The organism is Vibrio sp. JZG120, from assembly GCF_053890955.1.
Map to the genome: position 1 here is coordinate 440710 of NZ_JBSRRK010000001.1, position 22501 is coordinate 463210.

Annotated in this window: 9 protein-coding genes; 5 read left to right on the forward strand and 4 right to left on the reverse strand. The window is 43.0% G+C overall.

Annotated elements, in window-relative coordinates:
* Positions 1 to 53 precede the first annotated feature (53 nt).
* On the reverse strand, positions 54 to 1457 hold the full coding sequence (gene pdxR / locus ACWPOD_RS01965) for a MocR-like pyridoxine biosynthesis transcription factor PdxR (RefSeq protein WP_456231484.1): 1404 nt from the start codon (positions 1455 to 1457) through the stop codon (positions 54 to 56).
* Positions 1458 to 1816: 359 nt separating this feature from the next.
* Between pdxR and ampC the strand changes: the two genes are divergently transcribed.
* Positions 1817 to 2968 (forward strand): class C beta-lactamase, encoded by a 1152-nt coding sequence (gene ampC / locus ACWPOD_RS01970; protein WP_456231485.1) that lies wholly within the window; start codon positions 1817 to 1819, stop codon positions 2966 to 2968.
* 94 nt (positions 2969 to 3062) lie between these two features.
* Positions 3063 to 3707, forward strand: coding sequence for a CatB-related O-acetyltransferase (locus ACWPOD_RS01975; protein ID WP_047008178.1), 645 nt, complete (start codon positions 3063 to 3065; stop codon positions 3705 to 3707).
* A 183-nt stretch (positions 3708 to 3890) separates the two neighbouring features.
* Here ACWPOD_RS01975 and ACWPOD_RS01980 read toward each other — a convergent pair whose 3' ends face one another.
* Positions 3891 to 4889: a 2-oxoacid:ferredoxin oxidoreductase subunit beta gene (locus tag ACWPOD_RS01980; RefSeq protein ID WP_456231486.1), complete on the reverse strand. Its 999-nt coding sequence runs from the start codon at positions 4887 to 4889 to the stop codon at positions 3891 to 3893.
* Positions 4879 to 6720: a 2-oxoacid:acceptor oxidoreductase subunit alpha gene (locus ACWPOD_RS01985; protein WP_456231487.1), complete on the reverse strand. Its 1842-nt coding sequence runs from the start codon at positions 6718 to 6720 to the stop codon at positions 4879 to 4881. Before ACWPOD_RS01985 ends, ACWPOD_RS01980 begins: the two co-directional genes overlap by 11 nt.
* A gap of 265 nt (positions 6721 to 6985) precedes the next feature.
* On the opposite strand from ACWPOD_RS01985, the gene ACWPOD_RS01990 reads away from it, so the two are divergent.
* On the forward strand, positions 6986 to 7915 hold the full coding sequence (locus ACWPOD_RS01990) for a LysR family transcriptional regulator (RefSeq protein ID WP_456231488.1): 930 nt from the start codon (positions 6986 to 6988) through the stop codon (positions 7913 to 7915).
* 249 nt (positions 7916 to 8164) lie between these two features.
* On the opposite strand, the gene ACWPOD_RS01995 is transcribed toward ACWPOD_RS01990, so the two are convergent.
* Entirely contained in the window at positions 8165 to 9142 is a 978-nt protein-coding gene (locus ACWPOD_RS01995; RefSeq protein WP_456231489.1) for a peptidoglycan DD-metalloendopeptidase family protein, read from the reverse strand.
* 381 nt (positions 9143 to 9523) lie between these two features.
* On the opposite strand from ACWPOD_RS01995, the gene ACWPOD_RS02000 reads away from it, so the two are divergent.
* Together ACWPOD_RS02000 and ACWPOD_RS02005 are read left to right on the forward strand one after the other, a co-directional pair.
* Complete coding sequence (locus tag ACWPOD_RS02000) at positions 9524 to 19936, forward strand: tandem large repeat (protein ID WP_456231490.1); 10413 nt, start codon at positions 9524 to 9526, stop codon at positions 19934 to 19936.
* A gap of 768 nt (positions 19937 to 20704) precedes the next feature.
* Positions 20705 to 22456 (forward strand): hypothetical protein, encoded by a 1752-nt coding sequence (locus tag ACWPOD_RS02005; RefSeq protein WP_456231491.1) that lies wholly within the window; start codon positions 20705 to 20707, stop codon positions 22454 to 22456.
* Positions 22457 to 22501: the final 45 nt, after the last annotated feature.

Below are 22501 nucleotides of genomic sequence, written 5' to 3' on the forward strand. Positions count from 1 at the left end.
GAAGGGGCAATTTTATATCTGCTTTAGGATGAGATACTTGCTACTATCTCGGTTTAATCTAATACTGATTGAATAATATCAAATGCTTTTTCTATTTTTGGGGTAGGGATAATGCCAAACCCAAATAAGAGGGCATTAGAATGATTGTTGATAGAAAAATGCGATGATGGATAAACCGCTACATTTGATGAAGCAAGTTTATTCATCATTTGTGTCGCGCATCCCGATACTTCAGCTGCTATATGCAATCCACCTTGGTTTGGAATACGTTGTAAGCAATCTATGTTGTCAATTAATTGAGTGAGTTTATGATACCTTTCGCTATAGATTTTATTCATATTGAGTAAATGGTGAGAGAAATGACCGTCACGCATGAATTCGTCAAGTAGGATTTGAGACACTACAGATGTACTTCTTCCTAAGTGCCATAACATATTTGAAATTGGCTCCATTAAAGACTTTGGTGGAATCATATAGCCAATGCGTATGCCGGGAAATAGTATTTTAGAGAAACTGCCTATCATAATGACGCAGTCATTTTTGTCTTGTGATTTGAGAGCTTGCTTACTGGTATTGAGATAGTGATATTCCGCATCATAATCATCTTCGATAATGATTGCGTTATTAACTTCTGCCCACCTCAACAGTTCTAACTTTCTTTCGACGGAGTAGCTAAAGCCTAAAGGGAACTGATGACTAGGCGTTGTATAAATAATTTTGGTATTAGAAGGGATTGATTCAACGACAACGCCTTGGTCGTCCATCGGCACGGTGCCTATTTGCGCGCCAAGTAATCGAGCTTGATTTCGAAAAACAGGATATCCTGGATCTTCCGTCGACACGAGGTCCCCCGGAGAGAGCAATGTAAGGAGAGTCGTCATTATTGCCTGCTGGCACCCTTGCGTAATGATGATATCTTCAGGGTCACAGATTACGCCTCTCGAATGTCTTACATACTCGCAGATAGACTCTCGTAAACAAGCTAGTCCTTGCAAATCACCACCATGTGCAAACTCTGGAGTTAATGCATTGAGCCTACTCAGTCTTGAGTGTCGCCAAATATGCTTTGCTATTCTCTGATGATCAGGAACGCCTAAAGTGAAGTCATAGTCTAGATTCTTTGGTGCGATGATCTCTGGCTTCTTCGCTGCGTTAGTGCCAAACACCCCTAGTTGGTAGTGTTTTATTGGTCTCTTATCTTGATTCACCGTTTGCTCTAGAGCATTACTTACGTACGTGCCAGACCCTGCCTTTTTTACTATCCACCCCTCGAACTGAAGTCGCTCATACACCGAAATGACAGTGTTTCTTGCTATGCCTAACTTTTTTGACAACATGCGAGTCGACGGTAATCTCTCATTTGATCGTAATCTGCCTTCTAATATCCCTTGGTATATCTCGGAATAAAGCTGTTGGCTGGTGACTTTTCCAGTTTCGAAGTGTAGTGAAAATGGCATCGTTTTCTCTGTAGACGTTGAAAAGTGGTTCTAAAGCGTTGTGAGGATGTGGATCTGTATACATTAGGTATATCTACCTAGTATACCGTTATCGTGATATGGAGAAAGCGTAATTGAGTACACTATTTCCCCATTTTGCAAACGGATGTTACTTACATTCGTATCTAATCGGCCTACCTATCAACGGTGATCAGGTTTAAACCTGTTTATATCGCACTAAAAATTTGAAGATACAGTGTTATTCATCGGGGGTTAACGATTGGAGTTCTTCAAGTCAGGATTACTTTTATATAAAAAGCTAAAAGTCTTGGAATAAACTAGAAATTAATTATAAGTGAAAATTAAAAATTGAGGGTTCAATGAAATTAAACAATGCCTTGGTGGCTATTTTATCGCTCACTTCTTTCGTCACGTTTGCGAAAACGGAGTCAACGGTTAGCAGTCAATTAAAGAGCGTAGTTGATGAATGTGCTAAAGGATTAATGAACGAATACGATATTCCGGGGTTGGCTGTTGCAGTAACGATTGATGGTAAGCGTTATTTTTACAATTACGGTTTCGCTGACGAAAGTAAGGGGAGTTTAGTCACTAACGACACAATTTTTGAACTCGGCTCTATCAGTAAAACTTTTGCCGCTACTTTGACTGGGTACGCCCAAGAAAAAGGTAAGTTGAACATGGATGACAAGGTCAAAGATTATATTCCAGAATTAGAAAATAGTGTCCTGGGTAATACCAAGCTAGTTCATGTCGCAACCTACACTGCAGGTGGTCTACCATTGCAATTCCCTAGCGAAGTAACGAACGACGCTGAAATGATGCAGTACTACAAAACGTGGAAACCGGAGTACGAAGCCGGTACTAAGAGGAAGTACTCAAACCCTAGTATTGGTCTATTTGGCTACATCGGTGCCTTGAGTATGAAGTCAGACTATACGGAAATGATGGAGACTCTCATCCTGCCTAAGCTCGGTATGACTAATACGTTTGTCGATGTACCAAAGGATAAGCTTAACAACTATGCTTTTGGTTATAGTTCTGAGGGAAAACCCGTTAGAGTTAATCCAGGTATTCTTGATGCACAAGCCTATGGTATTAAATCAACAAGCTTAGATATGCTTCAATATATCGAAGCAAATATGGGTCAAGCGCAACTTAATACTGGTATAGAAAATGCGCTAGAGCGAACTCATACTAAGTATTTTGATACAGACACGTTTACGCAAGCCGTAGGGTGGGAAGGGTATGATTACCCCGTTTCACTTTCGCAATTATTGAAGGGTAACTCCAGCGACGTAATTCTCAACGCTAAACCGGTTCAAGCAAGTGAATCCGGTACTCTCGGTCGTGACGTTTGGTATAACAAAACGGGCTCAACAGGTGGCTTTGGGGCATATGTCGCGTATGTACCCTCTGAAAAAATAGGCATAGTGATTCTAGCGAATAAAAACTACCCTAATGCAGAAAGAGTAGAGGCTGCTTACAATATTATTAGCTCGGTGGTGAAGTAAATTTTAGTGGTAATAGGCACTACGTAATTATTAGAGCTTATTTAGATACATACTATCTGCATTGTTTTATTCGATAGTATTTATAGGAGTATTCATGAAAACTAAGCATTGGTCTAAGGTGACTTTGCTACATGAAGTTGTTACGAACCCAAATATAACGATTAAAGGTAAACATAGTTATTACAGTGATTGTTGGGACGCCGGTTTTGAGGAGTCCGTTGTAAGATATCTACAAGGCGATGAGTTCAGCCGAGATTGGGAACCAAAATGGAAGATTGATAAGTTACATATAGGTGACTTTGTCTGTATTGCAGCGGAAGTTGTGATTGTTATGGGGGGAAATAGCACACATAGAGCTGATTGGTTCTCCTTGTACCCATTTATGGACTTTATTGAAGAAGCGTACGTCGGGAAAGGAGATACTCACATTGGCGATGGCGCCTGGCTCGGTATGCGATCCATGATAATGCCGGGTGTGACTATCGGAGAAGGAGCAATCGTTGCGGCAAACAGCGTGGTGACGAAAGATGTTGAGCCTTACAGCATGGTTGCAGGCTCACCAGCTAAGCATGTCAAATATCGCTTTTCTCGCGAGACGATAGACGAATTGCTCGCCCTTAGGATATATGATTGGCCTGATAAGAAAATCGACAGTCTGAAGAGGTTGTTATGTTCAGACGATTTAGAAGGGCTGAAAAAGGCAAGCGCTGAATACGATAGAAACCATTCAGAAGAGTGACGATGTCACTATTTTAAAAAACAGAAGAGGCTCATTATAGAGCCTCTTTTTAGTGTGATGGATCTCTGCAACCACCACACTTCCTTATCAACTCATCATTCAGCAAGTCGCCAACTAGAATCGGAAACCTTTTAGTTTCATCTTTGCAGGGAAGGTTACCTCAATAGCTGGCTCTTTCAATTGTTAGCAGAGACGCTCATAACTGTTTTGTTTGAGCAATTCGGTTAAGTCGCCTTGACCATATTTTAGAGTTGCTTGGTGTTCTTGATGTCGAATGACCTGATCAAAAGTAGGTCGAGTCACTGAACGAAAAACGCCCACGGGTACGGGAAAGTCTGGATAGCTCAAGTTAGCAAGCGCATAAGCATAGTATGACTCCTCGCATTGACTGGAGTGGAGCAAAAGGTTCGGGGCCTCTGATTCGACAATCTCGAAACCAAACCCTCTATTGATCAACGCTTTTGAGTGTGTTTTACCAAACAATAACGGTTCATTATCTGAGAGATAAAGTAGGTGTTCGCTTCTATTAGCTGGGCCGTTGTAAGGTTCGTGCACTTTATCGTTAAAAATGACGCAGTTTTGCAGGATTTCAACCACAGCAGTGCCCGAATGCGCGGCGGCTGCCTCTAACACCATCGTCATGTGTGTAGGATCATTGTCTGATGTTCGTGCTATGAACGTAGCACCTGCGGATGCTGCTAATGCCAGAGGTTTAAGCGCTTGATCGGGAGAACCTTCAGGACTCGACTTAGAAATGAAGCCCTGTTCGCTTGTCGGGGAAAATTGGCCTTTGGTCAGTCCATAGACAGCATTATTAAAAAGCAAAATTTTAATGTCTTGGTTGCGTCGAATCGCGTGAATAAAGTGATTACCGCCAATACTCAGTGCGTCACCATCGCCAGTTACAACCCAAACATCTAACTCTGGATTGCTCGCTTTTACACCAGTAGCGATGGCAGGGGCACGGCCGTGAATCGTATGAAATCCATAAGTATCGAGATAATAAGGAAAACGAGATGAGCAGCCAATCCCTGAGATGAATACGGTGTTCTCTTTAGTTCGACCTAATCGTGCTAGAACGGATTGCATCGTTTTTAATACGTTAAAATCACCACAGCCTCGACACCATTTGACTTCAACATCAGATGCGAAATCTTTGCGGTTGAGTACCTTAGTCGTCATTTTTAATATCCTTCAGGTGGTGGTTAATAGACTCAATGACCTCGTGAACTTTGAATGGTAACCCCTTAACTTGGGTTACGGAGCGTGCAGAAATGGCATATTGTGAGCGAATCACTTTGATGAGTTGTTGGTTATTCAACTCAAAAACAAGCACATGTTTGAATTGGCTAATGATCTCTTCCAAATTGATTGGAAACGGGTTTAGATACTTAATATGGGCGTGAGCAACCGATGCGCCTTGCTTTCTCAGATGCTCAATTGCGGTCGACACAGAACCTTGCGTGCCTCCCCAACTTAGCACTAGCAGTGAGTCTTGAGTACTGCCTGTTAGCGTTTGTTTAGGGATGAAATGGCAGATGTTATTTATTTTTTTTGCTCTTTCATCAGTCATGCGCTGGTGGTTTTCAGGATCATGAGAAGGGTTGCCTGTAATCGCTTGCTTTTCCAATCCTCCAATGCGGTGCATTTTCTCTTTTGTACCAGGCGTGACCCACTCTCTGCTGTAATACACGTCATCACGGGCATAGGGATAAAACGGGCTTATGTTTGCTTTTGTTGCCTCGGCAGTTAGCTTAATCTCATCAGGGTTGGGCACGAGCCAAGATTCGGAGCCGTTTGCTAAGTAGCCGTCACTCAATAAGATCACTGGCGTCATAAATGTAGTAGCAATTCGACAGGCCTCGATTGCCATGTCAAAGCAGTCTGCGGGAGAAGCAGGAGCCAACACTGGGAGTGGTGAATCCCCATTTCTACCATACAAAGACAAAAGCAAGTCTGATTGCTCTGTTTTAGTCGGTAGGCCAGTTGAGGGGCCTCCACGTTGTACGTTGATAACAACCATTGGCAACTCCGCCATTACGGCAAGGTTAATGGTCTCTGCTTTCAAACATAATCCAGGGCCAGACGTTGATGTGACTCCTAAACCTCCAGCATAAGATGCACCTAAAGCTGAGCAAGCAGCTGCAATCTCATCTTCTGCTTGGAATGTCGTGACCCCAAAGTGTTGATAGGTTGATAGCGTGTGTAGAATATCTGAGGCGGGTGTTATGGGGTACGAGCCCAAAAATAGCTGGCGTTGGAGTTTTTCTGCTGCGCATATTAACCCAAGCGATAATGCTTCGTTCCCTGAAACAGTACGATACAAGCCAGCTTTATCTGCTACGGGAGCAACCTGAAAACAGTCGCTGAATATTTCGGTTGTTTCAGCATAATTAAATCCCGACTTTATAGCTAAAGTGTTTGCCTCTCTCACTTGCGAATTGTCAGCGAATTTATTATTTAGCCATTCAATGGTCGGTTCTAGCGGACGGCTGTAAATCCATAAAACAATACCAAGCATAAAAAAGTTTTTGCTTCGCTTCACTATTTTAGGCGCAATGTTTAACTCAGAAAGAGATTGAACGGTTAAACGCGTAAAACTGTCACTAATCACTCGATAATCTGCGAGGCTACCATCGCTCAATGGGTTAGATTCATAGCCAGCAAGCTCAAGGTTTTTTTTATTAAAACCATCGAGATCAATAAGCACCAAACCGCCTTCAACGAGTTGTGAGATTTTGGTTTTTAATGCAGCGGCATTCAGAGCGATTAAGACTGAAAAATCGTCGCCAGGAGTATAAATCTCTGTTGAGGCAAATTGCATCTGAAAAGCCGATACTCCAGATGTGGTTCCTGCCGGAGCCCGTATCTCAGCTGGATAATCAGGTAACGTCATGACATCGTTTCCTTGTTTCGACGAGTTGTCTGAAAAGCGTTCTCCAAGTAATTGGATACCATCTCCAGAATCGCCAGCAAAACAGATCACTTCGCGTTTAAGTTGAATTCTTGTCATTAAAACCTCTTACCGTGTTAGAGCAGGTTCAGTATGTTTCATTGCACTTAATGAGATGCAATGGAATAAAGGTTGGAGAAAATGCCGTAAGCCCGAGCATTCTGAGTGTAGAGTTAATGGTGTTGGCTTTATTTGTCGTCTCTGAGGTCAGTAGAAATATCCATAGCTAGGTATGCTTTTCCGAAATACTAGAAAAGTTTGCATGACACAAAAATACTTTTTCTGTCATATTAGATGTGATTATTTTTCATTAATTGTGAGCGTTATGGATAAGCTGTCATTAATAAAGTTGTTTGTATCTGTTGTGGACTTAGGGAACTTTACAGCAGTTGCGAATCAATTAGGGCAGTCGCCTTCTACTGTTAGTAAAGCGATTGCTCGCCTAGAACAGGATTTGGGTGTTCGGTTAGTTCACCGTACTACACGTCAACTCCAGCTCACTGAAGCGGGGTTTAACTACCTTGATACGGCAAGAGAAGTGATCAACTTGCTCAAAAGTCGTGAAGAGCAGCTTCATCAAAGTATTGCATCTCCGTTTGGTACACTTCGTGTCAGCCTTCCTTTATCGTTCGGGCAAAACTATATAACTCCGCTGATTCCAGAGTTTTGCGAACGTTACCCTGAAGTGAAGCTGGATCTTAGCTTTTCTGATGAATACACCAGTATATTGGAGAGTGGGATGGACGTTGCTATTCGAAGCGGGAGACTAAATGACAGCAACCTGATTGCGAGGCGATTATGTCCTATTGATATGGGTATGTTTGCCAGTCCGGAGTACATAAAGAAGTTTGGTCGGCCTCAGAGTGTTGAAGCGCTTAACCAGCACAAATGGATAATGTACCGCTATAAACAATCGGGGCGCTTACTTACCTTGACGATGCCTTTAGATGGGCAATTAGTAGAATTTAGTCCTACACATCAAGTGACAGTAGACAATGGTTATGCGATGGCCTCTTTAGCGAGTTTAGGAGCAGGGATTGCACTGATGCCCCAATATCTTGCTCGAGACTTAGTACGGCAAGGTAAACTGATGTTGGTTTCTGAACCTCAAAGAACCGATGGTCAAGGTGTCTATATATACTATCCAAGTCGTAAGTTTGTGCCTGCGAAAGTAAAAGTATTTATTGACTATATTATTCATAAACTGGATGAGCAGGGAGAGGCGATCAACAGCAGTTGGATGCTGAACCATTAAAGCTCTTACAGGAGGATGATAGCTTTTTCTGAAGTCTAAGCGTGTTACGTGCCAGCAAGTTTGCTACATTCAGTTGTGCCCACAAAAATATTAACTCATGGGTCTGTAAACAAAGATTTGCATCATTAAGAGCCGCATATAGCGGCTCTTTTTTGTCCTGAACTTGGAAAGTGGCGACAGGTCTTGAAGTGCTCAGAGGGTTACGAGGACTCGCTTCAGATAAATGAAGAAAGATCGAACCGAAGTATTTTATTGCCGGTTTGACTGCCTATACCGTTGCCATTCCGCTGTTAATTCAGCTTTTTCTTTTCTCGCTGCAATCAGCATTTCTATATTAACGTCAGTGTTTGGGTGCTTTTGAATGTATCGCTCGTAATCAACCGGAATGCCATTGATGTGCAGTTCAAGATGTAAATGCGGCCCTGTTGTTCTTCCTGTGTTACCCGTTTTTCCTATCACTTGTCCTCGGCTGATCTTCTCGCCAACGTGGACGTGGCGTTGAGATAAGTGTAGGTACCGTGATACCGCACCATTTGTGTGGCGGATATTAATGTAGTTGCCCGCAAAACGGTTGTAACGAGACTTTAAAACGATACCATCAGCAATACTACGAATCGGTGTGCCTACTGGTGTTGCATAGTCAGTGCCTAAGTGCGGAGTTGTTATATTAGTTACTGGGTGTGTTCGTTTTAAGTCATAGCCAGAGCTTACTCTGTAGCTTTTATCAAAGGGAACGGAAAATCGGAGTTTATTTTTTATTGACACGCCATGTTCATCAAATATGTTACCTTGCCCATCATTGATAATAAATAAATCGGTTTTACTACCTAAATAGTAAAAAGAACTAATATAGGTTTCTTTTCTACTATTTAACTTAGTTCTTAAGATAAAATGGTCATCTCTCTTAACTGAATCAATAATATTAAAGTTACTTTTAATAAGGGCCAATAGCAAATTAATCTCTTTTTGACTTATCCCTGATTTTAACAATGAAGCGACAAACGAGTACTCAACCACACCTATGGTGATTTTTTGTCTAAGAGTACCCACCTCAAAAGGCGTTTGAACTCCCTCACTCTTGAACTCCAAAGGCTTAACGGTAGGCAGTCTATCCATGGGAGTGAGGATGTGGTGAGAAAGAGATACGCCAATAAAAATGAGTAAGGCAATGGTGAGAAGGGTTGCGGTAGGAGTTCGCACACTCCTTTTTATTATCAAAATAGTCATTAGTTTTGGTGGTTTATCAAGGCTGACAGTTGTGCGTAGAGTATAATATTTTAAATAAAACCTAGCATTAAAGTATGGCTAATTCCTCTGTTTTAACTAAGTGAATAATTATAGGTGATGATTTTAATTTAATAATTTAGTAAAAGTGACGGTTGGTCTGGTGTTTTTGGCTTTTTAAATGGTGTTATTGTCACGTTGAGAAAATATTTTACAATAATATAATCTCGGCAAAATATATTTTGCCAAATTACTATGTTCGCTAAAAATACGCTGAAATTAACATTAGGTCTTACGCTTACATCTCTTTTATTGAGTGCATGTGGTGGTGGTGATGGAGGAGACAACACACCTCCAGCTAGAAGCAAAGGAAGCATTTCCGGTATGGTTTTTGACGCCCCTGTAAATGGCGCAAAGATTGAGGTTTTCGAGTTCAAAAATGGAAACTTAGGCCGGAAGTTGGCTAACACGACGTCTGATGCGTTCGGAAACTATCTGCTAGAGTTTGAATCGTCTTCAATGCCTCTTTTTGTTGTTGCAAAAGAGGGGAGTTATACCGACCCGTTTACGAATGAAACGGTATCAGTGAGCAATGCGAAGACACTTAAATTTGAAGGTGTTGTGAACTTTAAAGAGGGGAGTGAGCAAAAGTTAATGCTTACTCCGCTGTCGAACTTGGCAGCAGGCTTGGCAAAGTACAAAATTTCTCAAGGATCCACAGATGAGAGTGCCTTTTCAACCGCTTTGGATAGTATCAATAGCATGTATGGGTTTGACGTAAATGAGACCAAACCTATTGATATAACCAAAGGTGGGCAAAGCAGTTTTGCTAGTGCTGGGCATCAATACGGCGCTTTATTAACTGCATACTCGTCTTACTCTTACGATCTTATAAAAAAATACGGCAACAGCGATAACGTCTACACTTCAATGCATTTCGCTGACATCCAATATCGGGATGTTATTGCAGATGGTGTTCTTGATGGTCTTGAAGTGAGCCAGACTTCAGGAGCAGTGACTCCCCTCAGCTTTGGACAGAAAAAGATAAATAGCGACATTTATACACGTGATTTATCTCAGCATGTTCTGATCGTGGTAAACGATCCAAGTGTCAATATCTCTGGTACTGATGCCGCAGACTATGTCGACTTTAGTAAGAAGCTTAATGACCTAGGTACATATGGCAGTACTGATGGCGTCATTCCGCCGCGAGATGGTACGGATATCGATACAGATGCGCCAATAGTTACTCGTACGGACAGTGATGTGCTCGCTGGCACCGATAAAGTTGATCTAAAGATTGTAGATGATATCGGCGTAGAAGACGTATCCGCCTTTATTCAGTATCAGGTTAATGGCTCTTGGTCTGGTGAATTTCAATGTAACGACATACAAGATTTTGGAAGCACATTCTGTTCGGTTGAATTTGATGATTTTGAAGTTGGCCTTCGAGAAACCAACGTTAAAGTTAACATTAATACCAAAGAGATCGATAGTGTGGATATGAGCACTGCCACAGGGCTCTCAAACGTAACAGCAGCACGATTAGTCTTATATACAGCGGATGTACTGGGTAATGAGTTAATTCCAGGCAGCCATTCGGGTCTTCATATCGATTTTGAGTGGGATAACGATGCGCCTGTTATCGATATTACATCGGCGAGTGCAATTAATAACCAACTTAAAGAGTATGTTCTGAAAGGGGTTGTAAAAGAAAGCTCGCAAGAGATCAGTTCGGTCAGTATTTCATTTAAAGATGGCTTACATGAGGACGTCACATGTTCTCCTGTCACTGTAGAGTCTGGAAATGCTTGTGAGTTTAGCAAGGCTTACCCAACTGATGAATTCCTATCTACTACGGTCTTTGAGGTTCGAGCGAAGGATAGCAAAGGTAATACGGGCACCGCTCAGCATGCAGTAAGTCGTGACGATCAAGCGCCAGCACAAACGATTACTTATCCTGAAGGTGCGTCAATGACGTACGTAAATGTCGGTTTAGATGGTGAACGAACCACTTACGATGGTATCTACTCTCAAGATACGTACACGCCCGACAATGTTCAAGCAAGCCGCGATTTCCTAAAGATTGACTATGCTTACGCGAGTATAGGGATTCAGAACTCATTAAAAGGGATAGATTTTAGTAACTTCAACGCTAATTTATTGAAAGAGAATAAAATCCCTTATGTTCGTGTGAAAGTATCAGACGTAAATACCGATACGGTTTTAGGCTCCAACGCTAATAAGCTTAAGCTCGTCGTCAAGTACTACGTAAGCCAAAACAACGATAACAACTACTCACTTCAGCAAGTTATTGATACAACTGCATCAGATGACGATTACATCGCAAAAATTCCGCACGAAACGCTGTTAGATAGCAATGGGCGAGTAGAGGATGTCATCTATTACATTCCGTTTGTAAGAGATATTTTGGGTGACAGCTTTAAATCGGTATCAGAAAACAGTAGTCAAAAGTTAGTCATTCAAACCGTCGATGAGTCTGATAACGAAAGCACTCCAAGAGAAGTATATTTTAGAAGTAGCTTTGACCTACCAACCATAAAAGTGGTGACACCATTTATTGGTGCGCGAGCTCAACTTGAAGGGTTGAGCCCAAGTGGTGAATTCACTTCACTTGCGAGTTGTACCACTATCCAACAATTGGAAAGTGATCAATCAATGGCTCTTGACGTCGCGAGTTGTGAAACCACAACTGATGTTGTGAATTATGACTTCATGCGTGTTCGTTTAATTGGTATCGAGGGCAGCGAGCCATACTACTATCAATGGAAAAGAGATCCAGGAACCAAAAAAGTAACGGTTGATTTAAACAAGGCCAATATTGGTGTGTACTTTAAGCTCAATGGCTCTCAGACTTACTATATTACTGAACTATCGACATATCAGACTAGCTTGTTTGATTTCCAGTGGGATCAAGTCACTGCCGGAGAGAAAACTTCTGAGCGTGCGATTCAAATTCTTGATGAGGTGCGCTACGCGTTATCAGGTACGAACAACAATTCATTCTTTGGGTTTGATCCAACGGTTGTGCCTTATGCAACGAACGAAATGCTTGCTACTAAAGCGATTCCAGAAAAGCCATCAAACGATTATCTACACCGATTTCTTGTCGAAGCCATCGATAGTATTGCTCAAGGAATGCCGAGAAATAACTCATTAGATTTTGCCTCCGCTATTTACGATGATTTGAGCTTTGATGGAAAAGCGAATGGTATTGGTGTTGGTGGACGTCAGGTTATGCTCGATTCTTATCAATTCGGTTCCGATACTTATCGAAAGGATTTAGCGCAATCGTATTACGAAATCATGGCGAGCAAATACGGTATTGAGACCAATATCGCGCAGCTCTATGCTGATGATATTTCGATGGCTAATCCTAACTTAAATGGTAAGAACATTTTTGATACAGAGGGTAGCAGTATCGATATCTTGCCTCCACAGCCAAAATTAACGATTGAAAGCGGTCGAGAGACGATGGTTGGCAATAGGCTTTATATTGCTGGTGAAGTTGTTTCTAAAATTATCCTAGACGATCCTTCTGGTATTGTAGAAACCGACGCTTATGGTCCGAAGTTTAGCACGATGTGGTATCAAGCCAGTGAGCCAAACATTGAAATACCGCTGGACATTAACATTGTAGAGAACCCTGGCAACAGCAATGCTTATCGAAAAGAGTACCTCTTTACCCTTAACTCTCAGTCTAGTGAACTAAAAGATATTGTAGAGTTTGCTGTGGAAACCAGTGCTATGGACCCACATGGCAATGCGTATGGTTACGATGGCAAAGCTCCGTTTATAGAAACAGTATTTATTGATAATGATTTCCCTAAAACGAGTTACCTCCCACCTAATGATGTCGATGGTAAACCTGTAGAAGACGGTATTTATTTAAATGCCAAAAATACCCATGAATTGACCTTCAAGGTTGAAGATGTTGTGGGTGACAAGCTTTCTTCAAGAGGTCTTGTTTTCTACCAGCAAACGGGTGAAAAAGTCACATACACACCAGAGGACTTTTCGAATAACTCGAAAGACGCCTTTAAAGTCAAATTATGTACGGGGGAGCTTTGTTCAAATCAAGGCGCGACGATTTACCCGGGTGATGGTGATTGGTTAGTTGTTGCCGCAGCAGAGGACAACTTAGGTAACTCCGTTTCAGAGTTAACTAGCACCGCTCCGAGATTCAATATTCGTATCGACTCTGAAGCTCCTATTGTAAAAAGCGAGCAGGTTCAAAGCCGTTTAGGTGGTAATAACCAATGGACACCTGTCATTGATTGGGGGACGTTAAGCTCTGGCAATAACGTAAAAATAGATCTGCGCCGCGGATCTGGTCAGGCTCTGACATTAGAAAGCTGTGACCCTCTAACAGAGGCGTGTGACGTACCATACCTAGTTGGTGAACAGCCTGACGTCAAAGTCCAACTGGTTTCAAAAGCATTTGATTACGATGAATGGAATGAATTTTACGTCACTGCGACGGACAACGCTTACCCTGCCAATGTCAGTACAACAGGGAAATTCACCTTCCAAGTCGATAACAAAGGCCCCGAAATCATCCTAAATACGCCTTGGGTTGAAGACACATTGTCTAAAGAGAACTATGTCATAGGGCGTGAGTTCAATGTGCGATTTAAATCCGTAATAGACGATTCAGACCTTGAGCAAGTCTCGCTGTATCAAAGTGGTAAAGATTCGCCAATTAAGACAATTGTGCCAACGGATTCATCTAAAGAGTTTGTCATGTCTCTTATCAAGAGTGACACAGATAAAATAGACATTTCTGAAGATGAAAAAACAACGTCATTGTATGTAAAAGCAACCGATATTTATGGTTTTGAGTCTAGTTCTAACACGCACAAGGTTATTCTTGATCGTGATGGGCCAACATTAGGGTTAAGTGGTTTCAATGCGAATGACTACTACTTAGGAAACTATGTCTTTGACCTAACGGCGTTAGACCTAAATGCCAACGGTGATATTTCAATTAATGGTGTAAACCGAGAAAGCTTAGAGTATTGGACGTTTAGCGATCTGGAGCCATTACCTGGCTCTCCAGGTAAAAAAATCAATGAAGATCTCAAAGTGAGCCTTGGTGATTTAGGCACAGGTACACACAAGATTCGTTTAAAAGGGTCTGATGTTCGTGGCAACACAACCTTAACCAGTGGTGAGCAAGATTTTACCGTTAAAGTGTACAATTCCATCCCGCAGGTAACGCTAGCGATGAGTTACACGGATGGAACGCCAATTACAAACAACACCATCTATCAAGATGGAAATATCGTACTTACGCTTGATATTGTTGATGATAGTGGCGTTGATCGAATTGACTCAACGTATAGATTTTCTGGAGAGCAAAACGGGACTAACTTTACGTTCTCAGAAACCGCAGATGGCACTTGGACGGCAACGCTGCTTTCTACACAAATTGCCAAAGATGGTAACTATGAACTTGATATAAAGGTTTACAACAAAGTTCGTTACCTTGACGAAAAAGACAGAAAGGTTGGAAAAGTAAATCAAACCTTTAGCGTACAGCGTGAAGGCATGGTTCTCTCGGTTGCAAGTCCGCTGGACTTCCAAAACTACTTATCTGATGGTGTTCTTGATGTCACCTTTACTACATTAAGTGCGGTCAAAGCCAAAACGTTAGAGTGTTGGGTTCGTGAAGAGTACAACTCTCTAGATGCACCACCAACTAATGAGCAACCAACTTCTGGTGTTATCAACGTATCGCAAGAACCTTACAGTTGTAGTGTCAATGTTGGGCAAAACATGACGAAAGCACCTGTCACTTTGATCACTAAAACCTTGGGTACAAATGGGCGTGAAACGATCAACAAGTTCAATTTTTCGATGGTGGATATTGATGCACCAACAGTCGTTGATGGTAACTCATACAGTTTTAAAGGAAGTGATGTTTGGTTTGATGAAGCTTTGAAGAAGAAGATGCTCACATTTGAGCTCTCTTTCAATGATGCTTTATCAGGCGTGAATACTGAAAGTTCAGATAAGTATCCAAAGTTGGTTCGTAATCTTGGCAACAAAGCTTATACACCAACGACCTGTGCCAAAGGTGTTGGAAATATCAAGTGTACGTACTCTGAATCCTACGCCGATATTATTGATGGTCTGAGTACAACTCAAGAATACAAAATCAAAAACGTATCTGACTTAGCAGGAAACTTGACGCCAGAGCATGATCTACTGCTTGAATTACCTAAAGGTTCGGTAGTCGTTGAAATTACTGATCCGGTCGGAAACACAACCATTAATGGCCAGCAGCTTGTCGCTAAATTCAGAATTAAGTTGTATGAAAACTCTAGGCTAGACAATGTGATGGCCAGATTTGGAACGGAATCCTACAACTATAAAGATAATCCGGAGAAGTTTGCGCAATTGGAAGTGTGTGCAGATGACCCAACCTACAAGTGTTCAACATTTACGAGTGAACTTCCTAGCGATGCTGATGGAAAAACGATCAGGACAATTATTACCGCAACGGATGTGTGGTCGAGAGTCGGTGAAGCGACCGTTGATATTAAAGTTGACAATACACCTCCAAGTGTTGGCGATGAGATTATCGTAACTGAATCGCCAACAAATCCAGATAATGTTCGTTTTCGTTTCGACATAACGGACACTGGTAGCAGCCTCGCAAAAGTAAACTACTCGGTTTTAAACCCGAGTTATCAAGAAGAAAGAGTAGAGGATGGGAATGGTTCATCTACGTACTTTGAACTACCGAAATCTCAGTTAGAGGGGCGTGGTTCAATCACAGTAGACATCAAAGCGACAGATAGCGTCGGACTGTATTCTGATATCAGAAAAGTCATTGATATTAGTGTTCCTAAAGTCACGGTTGATTTCGATGGAATTACGAGTTTGCAGGGTGGGAAACTGTTTTTAACCAAGGCGAGCCAGCCGTTTACGCTATCTACGGTGGAAGGAGAAAGAGTGAAAGCTTCACAATATTCTGTGGAGCTTATTCCAAGCCTCGGTGATTCCTTGCGTTACTCAGGTGATGTTATCTCATCTAGTGGTAATGGAATGATGAACTTTGCCGTCGATAATCAAGGGTCATATACCCTTAAGGTGACGGTGACGGACTCAGTTGGAAGAGAGAATACAAGCTTTGAATTACTAGGCAAAAGTTATGATGGACAAGTTATCGAGTCTATTGTTGATTATGACGTTCCAAGTATTTCTGGCTTAAGTGCTAATCAAATCTCTAAGATACCGACAAACGATAAGTATCAGCTAGAAATTAGCGCATACATTACAGATAAAAATTTAAACCTCGTCACGTCAAAAGCGGTGAGTGGTGGCAGCACTGTGGCTCCTCAAGCGATTACTGAGCCGACAACCGAAGCGGGGCCTTATGTCATAAGCTATTTGTTACCTAAAGGCGATCATACGATCACGGTGGCAGCAAAAGACAAGGTTGATAACAAGAGTGAAAGTTCTATTGACGCGCATGTGGAAGCGGCAACCGTTCCCGGGCTAAGTATCTCTACCGCCTCAAGCGCCCCTCTTTTTGGAGGCAAAGAGATTACGCTTGCGTTTAACTTTACAGAAGAAGTTACGAACTTTGATATCTCAGATGTCCATCTTGTCGCTAGTGATAGCGGTGCAACAGGAACGTTAAAACAAGATACTTGGTCGACTTCAGACAATATTACGTGGACGGTTAACTATGTCAGCCCAGAAAAACAAGATAAAAATATCACTATTCAGGTAGAAGACAATAGCTATCAAAGTACCAACACAATTCCTGGAAAAGGAAGCAGCTTAAGTATCGCGGTTGAAGGAACCTTACCAAAACTAACCAATGTGACATTTAACCCCGAGCATCAGAGTGTGGGTCAAAGCGTGAATGTATCGCTTGAGTTTGATAAAGAGATCCAAGAGGCGACCGCTACGCTTGGCGGCAATCGCGTCAGTTCTCTGTCCGCAACGGCAGATAAAAAGGTCTGGGTTGGTGATGTACAAGTTCCGAGCACCACGCTGTTAAGTGTCGACTTGGTTGTTAGTCAGTTTAAAGATTTGACTGGTAACATAGGGGAGGATAACACCGCTCACGAATTACCGATCACGCCGACCTTAGCCATCACTCCAGTGGGCAGTGTGAATGAAATGCAAGCCGCCACGTTACAATTCGAAGGTACGTCAACACGTTTTGACGGACAGTCCCTGCGTCTTGAAGTGAAAGCCCAAGGCAGTGCGACGGTATTGAAAAGCAGCAGTGCAACGGTACAAGCTGGTGGCACTTGGACCAGTGACGCAATGGACATGAGTCACCAAACCAACGGCACTTACACCGTGATTGTGACAGGGACGAACTCAGCTGGCATTGAAGTGAGTGAAAGCCAGAGCTTTACATTGGCGCAATCTCTGCCAACCTTGACTAACGTGACCTTTACTCCTGAGCATCAAGCCATCGGCCAAAGCGTGACGGTGACGCTGGAATTCGATAAAGATTTGCAATCTGCCGCTGCGGAGTTAGGTGGTACCACGATCACCTCATTAGTGGCAACCGGGGATCCAAGCGTTTGGACTGGTGATGTGGTGGTACCAAGTACGTCAGAGCTCAATGTGGCGTTGCTTGTTCGTGACTACCAAGACTTATCAGGAAATACCGGTAGCCAGAACACGGCTTACTCCATGCCGATCACGCCGACCTTAGCTATTACGCCGGTGGGCAGTGTGAATGAAATGCAATCCGCCACGCTACAATTCGAAGGTACGTCGACACGTTTTGACGGTCAGTCCTTGCGTCTTGAAGTGAAAGCCCAAGGCAGCGCGACGGTATTGAAAAGCAGCAGCGCGACAGTACAAGCCGGTGGCACTTGGATCAGTGACGCGATTGATATGAGTCACCAAACCAACGGTACTTATACTGTGATGGTGACGGGGACGAACTCTGCGGGCATTGAAGTGAGTGAAAGCCAGAGCTTTACACTCGCGCAGTCTCTGCCAACGCTGACTAACGTGACGTTTACGCCTGAGCACCAATCTATCGGCCAAAGCGTGACGGTGACGTTGGAATTCGATAAAGATCTGCAATCCGCCGCAGCGGAGTTAGGTGGCACGACGATCACTTCATTAGTGGCAACCGCGGACCCAAGCGTTTGGACTGGTGATGTGGTGGTACCAAGCACGTCAGAGCTCAATGTGGCGTTGCTTGTTCGTGACTTCCAAGACTTATCAGGGAATACCGGTAGCAAGAATACGGCTTACTCCATGCCGATCACGCCGACCTTAGCCATCACGCCAGTGGGCAATGTGGATGAAACGCATGCCGCCACGCTACAATTCGAAGGCACGTCGACACGTTTTGACGGTCAGTCCCTGCGTCTTGAAGTGAAAGCCCAAGGCAGCGCGACGGTATTGAAAAGCAGCAGTGCAACAGTACAAGCCGGTGGCATTTGGACCAGTGACGCGATTGATATGAGTCACCAAACCAACGGTACTTATACTGTGATTGTGACAGGGACGAACTCAGCGGGTATTGAAGTGAGTGAAAGCCAGAGCTTTACTCTCGCGCAATCCTTGCCAACACTGACTAACGTGACGTTTACGCCTGAGCATCAAGCCATCGGCCAAAGCGTGACGGTAACGCTGGAATTCGATAAAGATCTGCAATCCGCCGCAGCGGAGTTAGGTGGCACGACGATCACTTCATTAGTGGCAACCGCGGACCCAAGCGTTTGGACTGGTGATGTGGTAGTACCAAGCACGTCAGATCTCAATGTTGAGTTGCTTGTTCGTGACTACCAAGACTTATCAGGGAATACAGGTAGCCAGAACGCGGCTTACTCCATGCCGATCACGCCGACCTTAGCTATTACGCCTGTGGGCAGTGTGGATGAAACGCATGCAGCCACGCTACAATTCGAAGGCACGTCAACACGTTTTGACGGACAGTCCCTGCGTCTTGAAGTGAAGGCTCAAGGCAGCGCGACGGTATTGAAAAGTAGCAGTGCGACAGTACAAGCCGGTGGCACTTGGACCAGTGACGTAATTGATATGAGTCACCAAACCAATGGCACTTACACCGTGATGGTAACGGGGACGAACTCAGCGGGCATTGAAGTGAGTGAAAGCCAGAGCTTTACACTCGCGCAGTCTCTGCCAACGCTGACTAACGTGGCGTTTACGCCTGAGCACCAAGCCATCGGCCAAAGCGTGACGGTAATGCTGGAATTCGATAAAGCATTGCAAGGTGCTGTGGCGGAGTTAGGTGGTACGACGATCACTTCATTAGTGGCAACCGCGGACCCAAGCGTTTGGACTGGTGATGTGGTGGTACCAAGCACGTCAGAGCTCAATGTGGCGTTGCTGGTTCGTGACTACCAAGACTTATCAGGGAATACAGGTAGCCAGAACACGACTTACTCCTTGCCAATCACACCAACAATACATCTAGATGCTATCAACGATGTTACTGGAGTGGAAAGCGTGACAGTAAGTGGTAGCAGTGAACGGTTTGAAGATGGTGAGTATATAGATATCAAAGCAGTCGACGCTGATGGTACAGAGGCTACAGGCATGGCAACCGTATTTTCAGACTCATGGACAATTGACTTAGATCTTTCAGGACTGAAAGACGGGGCGGTGACGATTTATGTGAATGGTACCAACAAGCTGTCTGCCTCTGCTGAAGAGGCTCAAGCAACATTTAACTATGATCGTTACGCAAGTACGGCCTCTTTAGGAGCTGTCTATAACCGATATTTTGGCGAGAACAGAACCTTTAAAGATGCCGCATAAATAAAGCGAGCGTTTAGCTCGCTTTATTTATTTGGGACTTTTTGTGATATTTATCAAAATAATTGCCTTTATTGATAAGTTACTCGAATTAATGAATCGTCTTAATACAAGGCTGAATATCTATAATAACTAGGCCAATGTTGCTTTTAGGTGTGTATGACGTGATTGTGATGGCCGCTCGGTAGATGCTGTGGTGAATGTGTCGCGTTGAAAATCTTTTTAAATATTATATATTTACGCTCGTTTCTATACTCTGAGTATAGTGTTCTGCATGAGGTCGATGGGTAATACCTCGCCTCTTTAACTCGCGATGAAGCAAATTTAATCCTAGCAAGCTTCAGAGCAGTTACTTTTGTGAGTGCGTAATGCGCTCACCTTTTTATTTAAACTTCCTCAGTAACAGTCAATTTGTTGTTTGTTGCTGAGGAGGGCATATCATCAGCTTCTGACTTTCCGAGCGCTTACCTCAAGCTCACGTTATTACGATTTTTGTTAACTTCAGTCCATAAATTAAATTTTTTTAGATAGTAAGATTTTACCATTTTGACAGAGTGGGTGATGTTACTGGCTTTTATTGTGGTTAAATCGCATGTTTTGATAGTAAAAATTACCATTTTTTTGGTGTTTTTTGATTTCGGGCGATTTTTCTATCTCGTTGAAAATAAATGGCTAAGTAAGTAGGATACGCAGACCAAATCGTACTTGTAAGCCTTATCAGCTTAATTGTCACCGCAGCCATATTTACGATGTTGGTTGTGGAGAATTCAAATGCATTTAGTTTGCAAATTTATACCTAGCTCGAAGCTATCCTCCAACGAGCTATCTTATGTTCTTACACCGGACGAGTGTATAGGGCAGCTTTCGCGTTTGCGCAATTCAGATGACATCCTTAGAAACCTCCCTAAAGAGTTGGCGCAAAAGATTTCCATCTCTGCCAAAAAAACGACCAGCGCATTGCTAGCTGCTATAAGAATCGAATTGGGAAAAGGCAATTGGGTGTCATTATCTACCGTTGCTCGTCGGTCGCCATTGACGGACTCTCAGCTGCAAAGCTTCCCTAGACTTAAAACACTCGTTGACTCTGTATCTGCTTCGAATGAAAGCAAAGCTTTTAAAGCAGGATACAAGCAGGTTACCGAAGATGTTGCTTTAGTTCGTAGTTACACGCATGTCCCCTCTGAGCCAAGTCCAGATCAAAAAATCGTTGTCGAGTTTGCAGGGCAGTGGTCTAGCAACGCGGCATGTTTGATGTTGGGAAAAACCGAAGCTCAAAAAGAAAAAGTTACTGTAGGCAAGGCCGATACAGAAAATAAACACCGCAGCCTCGCGACATTTAAAGATCTCGAGGCTGAGGGCAAAACGCTTTATATCAAAATCCCATGTACTGACCAGCCTCAGCCAATCCTGCTTAAACTCGCAGAAGACCTGCAACCCGTTGATAAAGACACTCAGATGGATGAGTGGGATAACGTGTTGGTGCCTGTGGTTCCGCTGCACTTCCCTAGTAGCGATAAATCAGATGAAGCTGCAGAAGTGTTTACATCAGGCTACGTGTATGTTGTTTGGAACAATAAAATTTGGCGCGAAGTGGCAATTACGGAAAATGGTTACTTTTCAGATACGGACATTAATAGTGTTCGTGAAGGCTCTAGACGCAAAAGGCACGCCGATATCTATATGACCAATCCTGAAACAGGCGGTGTTTTCGCTTATGAGCCTTTCCAAATCGTGCAGAACGGCAAGGTGGTAAGTGAAGGCTCTTTGAATGGTTCTGGAGAGGCTCGAGTGTTCAACTTAGTTGAGGAAGAAGTTGAGATAGTCATGACCGGCTATGAGCCACAAATCAAAGAAAAGATTGAAACAAATTTGAGCCCTATTAATGCTTCTAGCCCAGTGAAGCGGAGCGCGCAAGGTTACCCTCTCCCGCATATATGGCTTCCTTACAAGATTAAAGGTGAGCCTCAAGAAGTATATTTGGCTTATAACAGTAAACGATTGAGCGAGAGTGAACTATCTGAACTAGAGAGTGATCCCGGAACCAAGGCCATAAAAGTCACTGATCTTAACCATTACAGCAGTGAGAAAAGCTTTAAAATTGGAGACGGTTCTGTTCGCCTGCTCTCAGTATTACCAAGTGCTGCGACCTCAAAACCTGAAAAATACGCAATGTTACGAAGCCAGGTAAATAAAAATGTAGCGGTCGTGTATTTACTTAAATCTGTCGAGATAGTTTTCGAATATCCGGGCTATACGACGCTGGACGAGTCAGATGATTACTTTGAGTTAAGGCAAAGCGATGGTGATTGGTCGCAGCGAGTGTGCTTGCGCCAATGTATAAAAAAAGAGAATGGTTCTAGGTTGATTCGTTTTACTGGTTGGCCTGCAGAGGTTAAAGAAGTGGATCTTCTCCGTGGTTATCAGGGCAATAGTCATCACGGAAGAGATAATAAAACGGTCATTTTTGCTCAAACACCCATTGCGGATTTACTGGCTTATAAGAAAAAAGATCAGACAAGTTAACAAAACAACTTATTCGGGTTGCGTTGTCACACCATTAAACGCGAT

Bases quoted from the DNA above. Each gene is read 5' to 3' on its own strand.
- pdxR (WP_456231484.1), bottom strand. From the start codon at position 1,457: ATGCCATTTTCACTACACTTCGAAACTGGAAAAGTCACCAGCCAACAG.
- ampC (WP_456231485.1), top strand. From the start codon at position 1,817: ATGAAATTAAACAATGCCTTGGTGGCTATTTTATCGCTCACTTCTTTC.
- ACWPOD_RS01975 (WP_047008178.1), top strand. From the start codon at position 3,063: ATGAAAACTAAGCATTGGTCTAAGGTGACTTTGCTACATGAAGTTGTT.
- ACWPOD_RS01980 (WP_456231486.1), bottom strand. From the start codon at position 4,889: ATGACGACTAAGGTACTCAACCGCAAAGATTTCGCATCTGATGTTGAA.
- ACWPOD_RS01985 (WP_456231487.1), bottom strand. From the start codon at position 6,720: ATGACAAGAATTCAACTTAAACGCGAAGTGATCTGTTTTGCTGGCGAT.
- ACWPOD_RS01990 (WP_456231488.1), top strand. From the start codon at position 6,986: ATGGATAAGCTGTCATTAATAAAGTTGTTTGTATCTGTTGTGGACTTA.
- ACWPOD_RS01995 (WP_456231489.1), bottom strand. From the start codon at position 9,142: ATGACTATTTTGATAATAAAAAGGAGTGTGCGAACTCCTACCGCAACC.
- ACWPOD_RS02000 (WP_456231490.1), top strand. From the start codon at position 9,524: ATGGTTTTTGACGCCCCTGTAAATGGCGCAAAGATTGAGGTTTTCGAG.
- ACWPOD_RS02005 (WP_456231491.1), top strand. From the start codon at position 20,705: ATGCATTTAGTTTGCAAATTTATACCTAGCTCGAAGCTATCCTCCAAC.